A 13,348-nucleotide genomic window follows, 5' to 3' on the forward strand; every position below is an offset into this window, starting at 1 on the left:
GCCCGCAGCCGCTCAACCGCCCGTACGGGTGGCCGCCGCTGCGATCCGCTCAAGGGCGTCATGATGGGCAGACCGATCAAGCGGGTAGCGCCAGATGACGCCGATCATGGCGATGGTCAGGACCGCAGGGAGCCAGCTGGAAAGGGCGCGTATCGCCGTCAATGCTTCCGGCGACATCGCTTCGGGCGTGTACTGGCTAAGCGCCAGTACGCCGCCCGCGCACAGGGCGGCAAAGCCGGCCGCCGCCTTTTGAACGAAGGTCGTCAGGCCGAAAATTCGTGTCTCGACACGTCGACCGGACTTGGCGTGTCCGAAGTCGACAACATCCGCGAGCATGGACCAGAACATCACCGGGATAGCGGCATTGCCGACCCCGCTGATCGCGATCGCCACAATCGCCATGACTGCCTGCGAGGACGGCGTCAGCGCGAGGATGACGTAGCCGGTCGCTGCCATTGCAAGACCACCGATGAGCGCGTGTCGCTTGGAGGTCCGGGCGGCGATCATCATCCAGACCGGGGCCGCGAGCATGATCACCAGAACCGGTGTTGCGAGCGCCACCATCTCCAGATCTGGCCGTACCAGAACATGATTGACGAGGTAGATGAGAGATTGCGTGAAAAGGCCGTAGCCGACAGTTGCCAAAGCCATGAGGGTCAACAAGCCCTGCAGGGGGCGGTTATCGCGTGTCGCCAACCATAATCCGGCCAATCCGGCGGTCCCCCTGTGCGGCTTTGCTTCGGCGGGCAGGGGCGGTGCCTTGCGCATGGTGATGGCACAAATGCCGAGTACCAGCGCCGACAGGGCGCCCAGGGCAATGGCGGCCAAGGCATGTCCCGTGCGGACGGCATCCTCGCCTGCGCCGGCGACCAGGACCGGCAGGAGTATGGCGGTCATCAGCCCACCCAGGGCGGCGAATATGACGCGGATGGCTGACAGGGCGCTGCGTTCATCACCGTCCGTGGTCAAACGTGCCGGCAGCGCGTTGTACGGCATGCTGGCGAAGGTGAAGGCGGTGCGGAAGAGAAGGTGAGTGAACAGGGCCCAACCCGTCATGGCCAACATGTCATTGAAGGGATTGGTGAAGACCAGGGCAAAGGCGATGCCTGCCGGCAGTGCAGCGACCAGTATCTGGCGTCCGTATCCCGCTCCGCGATGGGCGCGTCGTTCCGACCATGTCGACACGATCGGGTCAGACACTGCGTCCCAGGCCATACCGACCAGATAGATCAGACCCGCCAGCATGGGCGGCAGGCCCAGCACGTCGGTATAGAAGTAGAGCAGGAAGAGCGCGCAAGCCTGCCAAAGCGCGACGAAGGCGAAATCGCCTATTCCGTAACCCATGCGCTGGCCTAGGCCGATTGAGGGCGGAGCCGCGGGATTGGTTGTGGATTCGGGCACGGACATGTCCTGTGGTCAGGGAGCGGGTCGTCGATGCGAGGTCCGGTGTCGACAGGCGGCCCGGTTCGCCATTTCGTGATTTCCGGACGTTATTGTGTCGTCTTTTGCATTTCAAACCAGTTGTTTGTGCTCAACCGCCCTTTCTCCGAGTTGATTGGGGCTGTCCGGGTGGGCCGGTTACGCTCGCGCTCGCTCAGCCGGGTGCCGCCGGCGTGCAGGAGCTGGACATGTACCGAATTCCCGGACTCGAGGCGGCCGGAACGGTGTCGAGGTCGAGCGGTCCACCCGCGGGATGACGCAGCAAGCGAGCGAGCGACTGATCAGCTTTCGCGGCGGCTATGATTTCAATGGGTATCGTGTGGATTCCGCGCCCGTCAGCTTCACGGAGAGTCCGATCTTCCAGGTCTTTGATCTGGCCGGCACACCGGCCATTATCCCTGGCAGGAATGTGCTCGGACGAATGCCGGGATTGCGGATCAATTACCGCGAGCCCTCATTTCAGATCCTGGCGCCATGAACCGGCGAGGTGGAATCGGCAGTGTTGGCCACGCTCTCCAGCCGGGCTGGTTCGAAGGGCCGGGGGATGCCGCCGCCGGCGCATGAGCCGGTGCCGGAGCCCGTGCCGGAGACAGGGCCCGTGCTGAAGACAGGCTCCGAAAACGGTGCTAACCCTCGGCTCGGAGACTTGCCTCGGGAGAGAGAAACATGTCCGCATCCATGAAACCGATCTGGGCCAGCCTGGCCTTGGCCACGCTGGCGGCGTGCAGCCAGCCTGCGCCTCAGGACGACCCGGCAAGCGCTGATGCGTCTGCTGCGCCCGCACCGGAGGCGCAGAACTTCACTGTTCTCGTCGGCGGAACCGAGATCGGGGCGCTGGATATCAGCCCGTCCGAGGACGGTTTCGGGGTCGAATTCGAGTATCGCAATAATGGCCGCGGTCCGACCGTGACCGAGACAATCTCGCTGGACGAGCAGGGCTTGCCGACAAGCTGGACGATTTCCGGTGCCTCGACCTTCGGCAATCCGATCGATGAAGAATTCAGCTATGCCGATAGCGAGGCGCGCTGGCGTGATGCGACCGGAAGCGACCAGGCCATTCCCGATGGCGACGCCTTCTACGTGCCTCAGGATGCCAGCCCCTATTGGCTGGCGATTGCCGCGCGGGCCTTGATGGATCGCGACGACATGACCATTCCGGCCCTGCCCGGTGGCGAGCTGCGTCTGGCCGAAGTCGATACGGTGACGGTCACCAATGGCGAGGCGAGCCGCGACCTGATCGCCTACGGTCTCTCCGGCACGAGCGTGAACCCGACCTATTTCCTGATGGATGATCGCGCTTTCTTTGGCCTGATCACGCCTGGCTTTGCCATTCTGGAAGCCGGTTATGAGGGTGAGGATGAGCGTCTGCGCGGCCTGGCCGCCGGTTATGGTGCCAGTCGTTTTGCCGAAATCCAGTCCCGTGTGGCCCACGACTATGACGGGCCTGTCCGTATTCGCAATGTGCGCGTCTTCGATCCGTCGACGCTGAGCCTTGGCGAGCCGGTTTCGGTGGTCGTCGAGGGCGAGCGCATTACTGCCATCGACGCGCTTGATGTTGCCACCCGTGACGGCGAGACCGAGATTGACGGGGCAGGCGGCTCGCTCATTCCTGGCATGTTCGAAATGCACGGCCACATGGGTGAAACCAGCGCCTTCCTCAATATCGCTGCTGGGGTCACCAGCGTTCGGGACATGGGCAATAATAACGAAGTTCTTGGCGCCCTGATCGACCGTATCGAGGCGGGTGAAGTTGCCGGGCCGCGCATGCATCGCAGCGGCTTTATCGAAGGGCAAAGCCCGTTCAGCTCGAACAATGGCATTCTGGTCAGCAGCGAGGCCGAGGCTGTCGCGGCTGTCGAGACCTATGCGGCAAGCGGCGATTACATCCAGGTCAAGGTCTACAACTCGATGAATCCGGACTGGATCCCGGCTGTCATCGAGGCGGCGCATGCCAACGGCTTGCGCGTGGCTGGCCATGTGCCCGCCTTCACCAATGCCAATGCGATGATTGCTGCCGGCTATGATGAGATGACCCATATCAACCAGATCATGCTCGGTTGGGTCCTTGAGGAGGGCGAGGATACCCGCTCGCTCCTGCGCCTGACTGCCCTGCGCCGTCTGCCGGGTCTCGATCTCGACAGCGCCGCCGTGCAGGAAACGATTGATGCCATGGTCGCCAATGGCGTGGCCGTCGATCCGACCTATGCCATCCATGAAGCGCTGCTGCTGTCGCGCAATGGTGAGCTGTCGCCGGGTGTTGTCGACTATATCGACAACATGCCGGTCGATACCCAGCGCAGCGCCCGTAGCGCCTGGGCCGATATCGCCACGCCGGAAGATGACGCCAATTATCGCGGCGCCTTTGACCAGATCACCGAGACCCTGCGTCGCATGCACGAGGCGGGTATCTTCATGGTGCCGGGAACCGATCTGGGCGGGTCCTTCGCCTACCATCGCGAGCTGGAGCTCTATCAGAATATCGGCATGACCCCGGCCGAGATCATTGCCTGGGGCAGCCATGGCATGGCGGAGTATCTGGGCGTCGATGATGAGCTGGGCACGATCGCGCCGGGCATGTTGGCCGACTTCTTCCTGGTGCCGGGTGATCCCACCCAGGATTTCAAGGCGTTGAAAACGATCGCGCTGGTATCTGCCAACGGGACTTTCTACTACCCGACGGAAATCTACCCCGAATTCGGGATCGTGCCGTTCACGGGCATTCCCGCGGTCAGCACGCCGCGCTGATCCTGATCGGGATGTTGATCACACCGCGCGCCTGACCGGGTGCGCGGGGGAAGGCCCCCATTCACGCTTGCCGGCGGCCCTGCGCTTGGTGAAACATGGTGATGGGGAGAGATGCCATGCCAGATCAACCAAGAAGACGGCTATCGCGGCGCGATATCCTGCTGCAGGCCGGTGCGCTCGGTCTGGCCGCATGTCAGCCGGGCGGAGCGGCCTGCCCGCCTGTGCGAACCGGTCTTCAGCTCTATTCTGTTCGTCAGGCGATGGCGATTTCAGTGCCTCGCACGCTGGAACGGGTCGCCGGGCTTGGTTATGGCGCCGTCGAGTTTGCCGGCTATTTCGACCAGGCTCCTGCCGAGATTGCGACGCAATTGGCGGCTTCTGGACTGGTGTCGCCCAGCGCGCATGTCGACGCGCGGGCAAGTCGGGCCGACCCCGGGCGTGTCGTGGCCGAGGGGGCGCGCGCCGGTCATCAGTATCTTGTCATCGGCTGGATCCCGCCCGAGGACCGGTCGAGCCTGGCGGACTGGCAGGGTTGGGCGGACAGCCTGAACCGCTTCGGTGAGGCCTGCCATATGGCGGGCTTGCGCGGCGCCTACCACAATCATGATTTCGAGTTTCTTCCTGTTGATGACCCGGACATGGACGGGCGGGTTACCCCCTGGGATGTGCTCCTGGAACGATGTGATCCTTCCCTCGTCGCTTTTGAGGTTGACACCTATTGGGCACTGCAGGCGGGCACCGATCCGGCTGTTTTGGTGGCGCGCGACCCGGACCGGTTTCCGCTCTGCCATATCAAGGACCGCGCCGAGGATGGCAGTATGGCAGCCCTGGGAGAGGGTGAGACGGATTTTGCTCCAGTCCTTTCGGCGCGGGGACCGGGCGGTTTCGAACAATGCTATGCCGAGCTCGACAATCCGGTTTCGGCCTTCGGGTTCGCGAGTGCCGCCGAGCCTGCCTTGTCCGAAATTTTGCGGGCCAACCAGACTTGCTCGGCGTGACGGTGCTGTCTAACCTGCCCTGCGGCTGCGTTCGTGGCTGTGTACAACCCTTCGGAGTCTGAGTTTGATGGCGTCTTCGCCCCGCCCCGATCCGGCGTCGCGAAAAGCGTCTGCCCTGCGACCCTGGATGTGGTTGGTGGCGGTTCTCGTGCTCGGGAGTCTCCTTGCGGTCGGGTTATCGGGCCTGATGAGAAATGACCGGCCCGGTGAGGCCGAGATCGCGCCAAGCGATTATACCGAAATGGCGGCGCAACGCGGTCTTCAGATCGATGTCGAAACGCTGGAGTCCGAGGATGACTGGCGCGCCCTCGCCGATATCGCCGACGTCCCTGATCGCGGTGGTAATCTGCTTGCCTGGCTCACCCTTGCGCGGTTGATTTTCTGGCTCTTCGTGGCGCTGGCCGTCGGGGTTCTTGTTTTCCTGATCTACCTCGCAGTCCGGCATGGCGCGGGCCTTCGGGTCGAGATGCGCCAGGCGCCGAAGGCAGGCGATTACACGGCCAAAGGCAAGGGGGGCCGGGCAATGGCTGCTGCTGATCTGCCGGTCCTCACGCTCGATGAGATCTCGCGCCTGACAGATGCCGCCAGGGCGCTAGGAGCCTTGCAGCGCCTGGTGCTGAGCGCGGCAGCCGAGGCGACCGGTTCGGTGCTCCGCCGCAGCGAAACCGCGCGCGAAGCCCTGCGCCGCCTTCCGCGGGATTGGGCGCATTACGAGCGGGTGGCCCGACTGGTCCGGATTGCGGAACATGTCCGCTATGCCGGTCAGCCACTCGAGGAGGGCGGGCTTGCCAGCCTGGTCGAAGATGCACGGACGGTTCTGGCGGCCAAGGCGGCAACCTCATGAGTTCGCGGACCGGAGACAGTAATATCCTGACCTGGCTGGTCGTTATCGTGATGGCCGCCCTGTCGGTCCTGGCCGCCTGGATTTTGGTCCAGCGTGACCGGGTGCCGCCGATCGAGCGCAGCGCTCTCGGTTTCGACGGGCTTGTTACCTGGCTGAATGCGGACGAGATCGAGACACGCCGCTTCATGGGGCAGGGCCCGCTCTCTGGCGAGCGTGTCGGGCTGCGCATCCTGCCGCTCTATGATCCTGACCTGGGGTCTGGCTTTGGGGGCATGGGGCTCGGTCCGGAAGCGCCCTATCTGACGCCCACTCTGCGCCCCATTCCCGAATATGTTGTCTCCTCGAAAGTCACGACCCTGCCGACTCTGGTGATTCTGCCCAAATGGCGGGGCGGTGTCCGCAGGCTGGGCGTGACGCATCCCGAATTCCTGATCCATCAACCTGGCTCCGTGCCCGAGAGCGCCGAACCGGATGGGTCCGACCCGTCGGCAGAGCGGATCGTGGTCGCACCACCGGAGGGCGCGGATCAAGTGGATGAGTCCAGCGGCCAGTCGAACCCGGTTTTTATAGCGCCGGATGTCCTGCCCGTTCTCGACACGGATTGGTCGGATGTGTCCTTGGCCGACTTTCTGCCCGGCTTCGCCCGTCTGCGCGCGCCGCAATGGATGGAATTGCCGGAAGGGTGTACGCCGATTGTCGGTGATACCACCCGTGCCCTGCTAGCCAATTGCCAGATGGAAGATCATGAATATTGGGTCCTTTCCGATCCTGACCTGATGAATAATCATGGCCTTGCGAACGGGCAGAACGCTGAGATCGCCCGCGAACTGGTCCGTGAACTTGCCGGTGATGGGGACGTCCTGCTGGACTATTCGACCGCCATTTACCTCGTCGCGCGCCCGGACGAGCATCAGCGCAGTTGGTCAGACATCGCCCGCATGTTCGAGCCGCCCTTCACCTGGCTCTGGCTTGCCGCTGGCGGATTGCTGGCGCTTTTGCTGTGGCGTGCCGGCATTCGCGGGCGCCCGCTCCTGTCCATTTTCGGGCAGGGCCACGGCGCAGCCCGACGGGTCGCGCTGAAGGCGCAGGCCCGTCTGATGCGCAATGCCCATGCCGATGGTGCACTGGTCCGCACCCTAGTGGCCAGTCGCCGCCAGGCGCTGGCTGAAGCCTGGCTCGGCCGTGATCGCAAGGCCGGTCGCGCCTTCGAGCACGCGATTGCCCTGCTGCGGCTGAAGGATGCCGGCCTTGCTGACCGCCTGACCGATATTTTCGACCGCGCCGACGCCTTGCCGGATCGCATCCGGACCGAAGTCGCCGTCGACGCGCTCGCCGATGTGGAAGACGTCTACAAACTCGCCCTGGAGCTCGCATGACCCTCACCCTTGAACAATTCGCCGAGCGCGCCGAGACGCTACGCTCGGAAATCCGTAAGACGATCCATGGCCAGGACCGGGTTATTGACCAGTTGCTGGTCGCCGTCTTCGCGCGCGGCCACGTGCTCCTGGAAGGGCCGCCGGGAACGGCGAAGACCCTCCTCGCGCGCAGTTTTGCGTCGGCTCTTTCGCTCGATTTCGGGCGTGTCCAGTTCACGCCGGACCTGATGCCGGGCGATGTCCTGGGCGCCAATCTGTTCGATTTCAGCTCCAATACATTCCGGCTGGTGAAGGGGCCGGTCTTCACCGACATCCTGCTGGCTGACGAGATCAACCGCGCGCCGCCCAAGACCCAGGCGGCCCTGTTGCAGGCGATGAATGAGCGGACGGTCACGATTGACGGCACGGATCACGCGCTGGGCGGGCATTTTCACGTCATCGCCACCCAGAATCCGATCGAACAGCAGGGGACCTACCCGCTTCCGGAAGCGCAGAATGACCGATTCATGTTCAAGCTGGTCCTTGATTTCCCTGAACGCGAGGACGAGTTGGAAATCCTGCGCCGTCACGCGCTGCAGCCGCTTGATTTCGATGCCCGGACCGCCGCCATCGAATCGGTGATCACGGCAGCGGATATCGAAGGGGCACACGCCCTGATCGACGCCATCCGGCTGGACGAGAAAATCCTTGCCTACATCCTCGATATTGTCCGTGCGACGCGCGTCGACGGCGATGTCCGCGAGGGTGCCTCGACCCGCGCCGCCGATGCCGTCGCCGCGGCAGTGCGTGCGAGTGCGGCCCTGGCCGGCCGGGACTATGCCATCCCCGATGATGTCCAGTCCCTGGTCCTGCCGGCGCTGCGCCATCGTATCCAGCTTGGCCCGACGGCCGAGATCGAGGGCCGGACACCGGATGATGTTCTCGGCGCCATTCTGACCCGGATCGAGGTGCCGCGCTGATGCGACCCACTCGGCGATTGCTGTGGGCGGCCCTGATCGCCCTGGGTGTGACGCTTGTCCTGCTCCCATTCTCGACCGATGACGGCAGTCTGCTGGCCATGCCGTGGCTGGTGCTCGGCTCGATCCTCGTGCTCGATCTGGCCGGCAGTGTGCGCCGTCGACGCCGTCTCGAGCTTGAGGGGCCCTCGGCGATCTTTGCCGGGCAGAGCGCGGGCTTTCGCCTGTTTATCAAGCCGGACGCCCCGCGCGGACTGATCGCGCACTTCGACTGGCCGGAGGGCATTCGCGGCCCGGCGGATCTCAGTGCTGAAGCCGGTGAGGCGATCCTGGAGCTGACGCTGGAGGGTTGCGTTCGCGGCGAATGGGCCCTCGGATATGTCTGGCTGAACTGGCCCTCGCGCTTCGGGCTGTTTGACTTCATTCCCCGTGCAGCGCTGAGCCATTCCGTCACGGTGATGCCGGATATACGGCCGGTGACCCAGGGCCAGATTGACCTGGCCGTACACGCCAGCCTGCATGGTCAGAAGGAGTCCTTCGCCGAGGGCGAGGGTTCCGAATTCCACCAGCTGCGCGAATACGTTCCCGGCGACAGTCTGCGGCGGGTGGACTGGAAACGCTCGGCCCGCCAGCGCCGCATGCTTTCCAAGGAGACGCGGGCTGAACGCAATCACAACATCATTATCGCGCTCGACCATGGCTATCTGATGCGAGAGACAATCGCCGGACTGCCCAAGATCGACCATGCCATCAATGCCGCACTTGCGACGGCCTGGGCTGCCGCGGTCGGGGGTGATCAGGTCGGCCTCTATACCTATCACGCAAGGCCGCACAGCTGGATGCCGCCGGAGCCAGGGCGCCAGATTTTCCCCAAGCTGCGCCGGGCGCTGGCCGGGTTGAGCTATGAGAGCGCGGAAAGCAATCCGACTCTGGCCCTGGCCACGCTTCAGACTCGGCTGCGCCGGCGCAGCCTGGTGATCATCTTCTCGGACTTTGTCGACACCACCACGTCTGAACTCATGGTCGAGCATCTCGGGCGCCTGTCGCGCGACCATCTGGTTATTTTCATCGCCTTGCGCGATCCCGAGACCGAGGACATGGCGCGCGTACCGGTGCCGTCGCTTGACGCCGCCGCGGAAGCCGTGTCGGCCGCGGACTTGCTGCGCGATCGCCGGATTGTGATCGAGCGTCTCGGTCAGCTCGGCGTGATGGTGCTGGATGTCCGACCTGACCAGCTCACGCCACGCCTGGTCTCGACTTATCTCGACCTCAAGGCGAGGGAGGTCGCATGAGTGACAGCCAACCGATCCGCTCGACCCGCTTCCGGGCTGAACGAGAGGCCGACTGGCTTGCGCTCGAGACCTTGGTCAAACGTGTGGAGTCCGGCGGTACCGGTCAGCTCGATTTCCAGGAATCCCGATCACTCGCGGAGCTCTACCGCAAGGCGACCACATCATTGTCGGTTGCGCGCGACATATCGCTCGACAAGAGCCTGCTCATTTACCTGGAGTCGCTCGTGGCGCGTGCCTTTCTGGCGGTTTATGCGCCGCAGGAACGCCTGTCCGGTGTCATCGGTCGCTTCTTCGGCGGCTCCGCGTCCGCGGCCGTGCGCCGGTCTGGCTGGGCCATCCTGATGGCCTTTGCCGCGCTCTTCCTCGGCAGCTGGGTGGCAGCCTTGCTCTTCAATCAGGATCCGGCCTGGTATTACACATTCGTCCCGGCGGAACTGGCCGGCGAGCGTGGGCCAGGGGCCAGCACGGAAACCCTGCGCGCAGTCCTGTTCGATACCGAGGGTAACCTCCTGGCCCAGCTAGGGGCCTTTGCCGCCTTCCTCTTCTCGCACAATACGCGGGTCGCTCTCTTCTCCTTTGCGCTGGGGGTTTTTGCCTGTGTCCCGAGCCTGCTCCTGACGATCTATAACGGTCTTATCCTCGGAGCTTTCTGGGCTCTCTATGCCGATCGCGGCCTGGGCACGGAATTGTTTGGCTGGCTGTCGATTCATGGGGTGACCGAGCTCAGCGCGCTGGCGCTCGCTGCGGCGGGTGGCTTTCGGCTCGGTCTCGCTGTTCTCTTTCCGGGCGGGCTGACCCGCAAGGACTCGCTGCGGGCAGCCTCGAAGGATGCGGTCAAACTGGCCTTGGTGGCGGCATTGATGTTGTTCGTGGCGGGTCTTCTGGAAGGCTTTGCACGGCAGCTGGTCACCGATACGACCTTGCGCATTGTGATCGGCTGGGGGATTGGCTTGATGTGGCTCGCCTGGTTCATCCTCGCCGGTCGGAGGGCGCGCTGATGGCCCGTCGGCAGACACCGGCCGAACTGGCTCGCAAACTGGAAAACTCCCGGCGCTGGTTTGAACTGATCCCGCCGGAAGGGGTGCCTATCCGCTTTGAAGTGGCGGGCCTCGCGGCCCGGTTCGGCGCTCAATTGCTGGATATTCTCATCACCGTCGTGGTGATGATCTCGATCATACTTCTGCTCGCGGTTCTGCCGTTCTCGATTGAGCCGCTTGTCTCGTCCCTTGCGGCCATCCTGATGCTGATGATCCGTGCGCCCTATTACATCCTCACCGAGCTGTTCTGGAATGGTCAGACCGTCGGGAAACGCGCCACGGGTCTCCGGGTTCTTGGGGCGGACGGCCGGGGCCTGACAACGCATGCCGTCGTCGCGCGGAACCTGATGAAGGAAGTCGAGATTTTCATGCCGGGCACCATGTTGCTGGTCTCCGGCAGCGTCGGCACATTCTGGAATCTGGTTCTTCTGCTCTGGATCGTGATTGTTCTGATCATCCCGCTGACCAATGCCAAGCGTCAACGTCTCGGTGATCTCATCGCCAACACCTATGTCACGGCGCGGCCGAAATCCGTTCTTCTGCCGGACTTGTCGGACTCCGCGCCGAGGTTGGATTTTGACTTCACGCCCGCACAGATGGAGCATTATGGTCGGTTTGAACTGCAGACCTTGGAGAGCCTGCTGCGAACCCGGTCCGAAACGCGTAGCTCCAACGTGCGTCGGGTGGACAGCCTGGTTCAGGTCGCGGCCCAGATCCGGCGCAAGATCGGCTATGAGGAACCGGTTCCGGACAGCAGGGCCCGCGAATTCCTGCACGCCTTCTATACGGCGCAGCGGGCATTTCTGGAGCAAAAGCGCATGTTCGGGGACGTGCGTGATGACAAGCATCACCGTGATGACGACTAGCGTTCAGCGTCGCCATCACCTTCAACGCCACAAGGGGGGCACATGACTGACACCAATCCTACACCGGCCATGAAGGCCGAGCTCGGCGTCGGGCGCATCATAGGCGGTGCGTTTGACCTGTACTTCAAGAATTTCCCGCTCTTCTTCGGCGTCGTATTCATTCCCTATCTGATCTACTCGAGTCTCATTGTCACGCCGTTCCAGACGGCAGTCGCGGAGGCTGGGATGAGTGGGGACGCGGCATCCGTGGTCGCGCCATTCCTGACCTATCTCGCTGCGTCGATGGTCTTCTTCATCTTGTTGCAGGCCGTGATCGTTCGCATGTCGATCTCGCTCCACACGCAGCTGGGTGCCCAGATCGGCGCCGCGATCAAGGCCGCTGTTTTCGGACTGCTGCCCATGCTTGTGCTGGGCGTCCTGGCCGGCCTTGCGTCGGGGATTGCCTTCCTCTTTCTGATCGTGCCGGGGCTTTATGTCGTCGCGATCATTTATGTCTATATCCCTGCGATCGTATTCGAAGGCGCGGGCTTCTCGGCTCTGGGGCGCAGCGAGACGCTGACCAAGGGATATCGCTGGGCCATTATCGGCCTCATCATTCTGCTCGCCCTGATCAATATCGCCGTCATGTTTGGCGCCGGAATCCTGATCGCGATCGTGAGTTTTGCCGTCGACCCGAATGTCGTGCAGGAGGCCTCGGACCCTGTCACGCCCGTATGGATGAATATCCTCTCCTCGGCACTTCAGGCCGTGGTCCTTCCAATCGGTCTTATCGCTTCCGGCCTGGTCTATGCGCGCCTGCGCGAGATCAAGGAAGGCGGTTCAACGGGAGATCTGCTGAAAGTGTTTGAGTAGGCGACAGTGCGACCACGTCGGTCAGAGCACCTGACCGTCATCAATCGTGATGGCGGTTCCGGTGATCTGACCGGCGGTCGGGCCCGCCAGCATGAGGAGGGCGTCGTCGAGCGCGGTGATGTCCATCAAGCGCTTGCGTGGCAGGCGAGCAATCTGCTTCTGGCCGCCCTCGGTCGCGAACCAGTGGGCATTGATCTCGGTCTCGATATAGCCCGGGCAGATCGCATTGACGGCAACATGCTGGCGCGCCCACTCGCGGGCCAGGCCCTTGGTCATCGAGATGACCGCAGCTTTCGACGCGCAATAGGCCGTCAGGCCTGGCAGCACCGTCAGGCCGGCAATCGAGGCGATATTGATGATGCGGGCATCCTGGGCGGCGGCTGAGCCGTTGGCGAGCATGCGCTTGGCCGCTTCGCGGGCGCCGAAATAGACCGCGCGCGTATTGACCGCGAAGGTCTGGTCGAAGTGCTCCGGCGTGATGTCCAGCGCCATGCCTTCACCGCCAATACCGGCATTGTTGATCATGACTGAGAGCGGCCCCAGCCTCGCCTCAACCTCATCAAGCGCAGGGCCTATCGCAGCGACATCGGTCACATCAAGCGACAGGGCGATCGCCTCGGCCCCTTTCTCGCGCAGCTTTGCCACTTCAGTATCAAGCCGTTCGGTCCGTCGCGCCATCAGGGCCAGTTTCGCCCCTTTTCCGGCCAGCAGGCCTGCGAAATGGCGGCCCAGCCCGCTGGAAGCGCCCGTGATGGCGATTGTCTTGCCTGCAAGCTCAGTCATGTCGCACCTCCCGTCTCTTCTCACCTGTCTGGCCTGTTCCGCGCGGGCTGAAAAGGGTGCGCCGCCAGCAAGGCTGATGACAAGGGGTATGTTAGGGGTAACATGTGTCGTGTATAGACGTTATAGTGACGCTGAACGTGTCGCCCCTTGATCCGGGCA

Annotated in this window: 12 protein-coding genes; 10 read left to right on the forward strand and 2 right to left on the reverse strand. The window is 63.4% G+C overall.

The features are described from left to right. Positions 1 to 12: 12 nt before the first annotated feature. Positions 13 to 1,401 (reverse strand): MFS transporter, encoded by a 1,389-nt coding sequence (locus tag JXQ94_RS00180; protein ID WP_421921815.1) that lies wholly within the window; start codon positions 1,399 to 1,401, stop codon positions 13 to 15. Positions 1,402 to 1,693: 292 nt separating this feature from the next. Here JXQ94_RS00180 and JXQ94_RS00185 point away from each other — a divergent pair, with 292 nt between their 5' ends. The 10 genes from JXQ94_RS00185 to JXQ94_RS00230 all read left to right on the forward strand — a co-directional run bounded on the left by JXQ94_RS00185 (position 1,694) and on the right by JXQ94_RS00230 (position 12,406). Then, the gene (locus tag JXQ94_RS00185; RefSeq protein WP_421921816.1) at positions 1,694 to 1,918 is read left to right on the forward strand and encodes a hypothetical protein; all 225 of its coding nucleotides are present in this window, start codon (positions 1,694 to 1,696) and stop codon (positions 1,916 to 1,918) included. A gap of 188 nt (positions 1,919 to 2,106) precedes the next feature. Continuing rightward, on the forward strand, positions 2,107 to 4,185 hold the full coding sequence (locus tag JXQ94_RS00190; protein WP_421921817.1) for an amidohydrolase family protein: 2,079 nt from the start codon (positions 2,107 to 2,109) through the stop codon (positions 4,183 to 4,185). A 116-nt stretch (positions 4,186 to 4,301) separates the two neighbouring features. After that, on the forward strand, positions 4,302 to 5,183 hold the full coding sequence (locus tag JXQ94_RS00195) for a sugar phosphate isomerase/epimerase family protein (RefSeq protein WP_421921818.1): 882 nt from the start codon (positions 4,302 to 4,304) through the stop codon (positions 5,181 to 5,183). Positions 5,184 to 5,370: 187 nt separating this feature from the next. Further along, positions 5,371 to 6,027: a DUF4129 domain-containing protein gene (locus JXQ94_RS00200; protein ID WP_421921819.1), complete on the forward strand. Its 657-nt coding sequence runs from the start codon at positions 5,371 to 5,373 to the stop codon at positions 6,025 to 6,027. Continuing rightward, entirely contained in the window at positions 6,024 to 7,403 is a 1,380-nt protein-coding gene (locus tag JXQ94_RS00205; protein WP_421921820.1) for a hypothetical protein, read from the forward strand. The genes JXQ94_RS00200 and JXQ94_RS00205 overlap by 4 nt, the downstream gene beginning before the upstream one ends. Further along, positions 7,400 to 8,362, forward strand: coding sequence for an AAA family ATPase (locus JXQ94_RS00210; RefSeq protein WP_295695301.1), 963 nt, complete (start codon positions 7,400 to 7,402; stop codon positions 8,360 to 8,362). The genes JXQ94_RS00205 and JXQ94_RS00210 overlap by 4 nt, the downstream gene beginning before the upstream one ends. Beyond that, positions 8,362 to 9,651, forward strand: coding sequence for a DUF58 domain-containing protein (locus tag JXQ94_RS00215; protein WP_421921821.1), 1,290 nt, complete (start codon positions 8,362 to 8,364; stop codon positions 9,649 to 9,651). The genes JXQ94_RS00210 and JXQ94_RS00215 overlap by 1 nt, the downstream gene beginning before the upstream one ends. Further along, positions 9,648 to 10,649 (forward strand): stage II sporulation protein M, encoded by a 1,002-nt coding sequence (locus tag JXQ94_RS00220; RefSeq protein WP_421921822.1) that lies wholly within the window; start codon positions 9,648 to 9,650, stop codon positions 10,647 to 10,649. Before JXQ94_RS00215 ends, JXQ94_RS00220 begins: the two co-directional genes overlap by 4 nt. Next, positions 10,649 to 11,554: an RDD family protein gene (locus JXQ94_RS00225; RefSeq protein WP_421921823.1), complete on the forward strand. Its 906-nt coding sequence runs from the start codon at positions 10,649 to 10,651 to the stop codon at positions 11,552 to 11,554. Before JXQ94_RS00220 ends, JXQ94_RS00225 begins: the two co-directional genes overlap by 1 nt. Positions 11,555 to 11,596: 42 nt before the next feature. After that, a complete protein-coding gene (locus JXQ94_RS00230; protein ID WP_421921824.1) occupies positions 11,597 to 12,406 on the forward strand; it encodes a hypothetical protein in 810 nt (269 codons plus the stop codon). Positions 12,407 to 12,427: 21 nt separating this feature from the next. On the opposite strand, the gene JXQ94_RS00235 is transcribed toward JXQ94_RS00230, so the two are convergent. After that, the gene (locus JXQ94_RS00235) at positions 12,428 to 13,189 is read right to left on the reverse strand and encodes an SDR family NAD(P)-dependent oxidoreductase (RefSeq protein WP_421921825.1); all 762 of its coding nucleotides are present in this window, start codon (positions 13,187 to 13,189) and stop codon (positions 12,428 to 12,430) included. Positions 13,190 to 13,348: the final 159 nt, after the last annotated feature.

This window comes from Maricaulis maris, assembly GCF_049116555.1.
In the GTDB taxonomy this organism is placed as follows: Bacteria; Pseudomonadota; Alphaproteobacteria; order Caulobacterales; family Maricaulaceae; genus Maricaulis; species Maricaulis maris_C.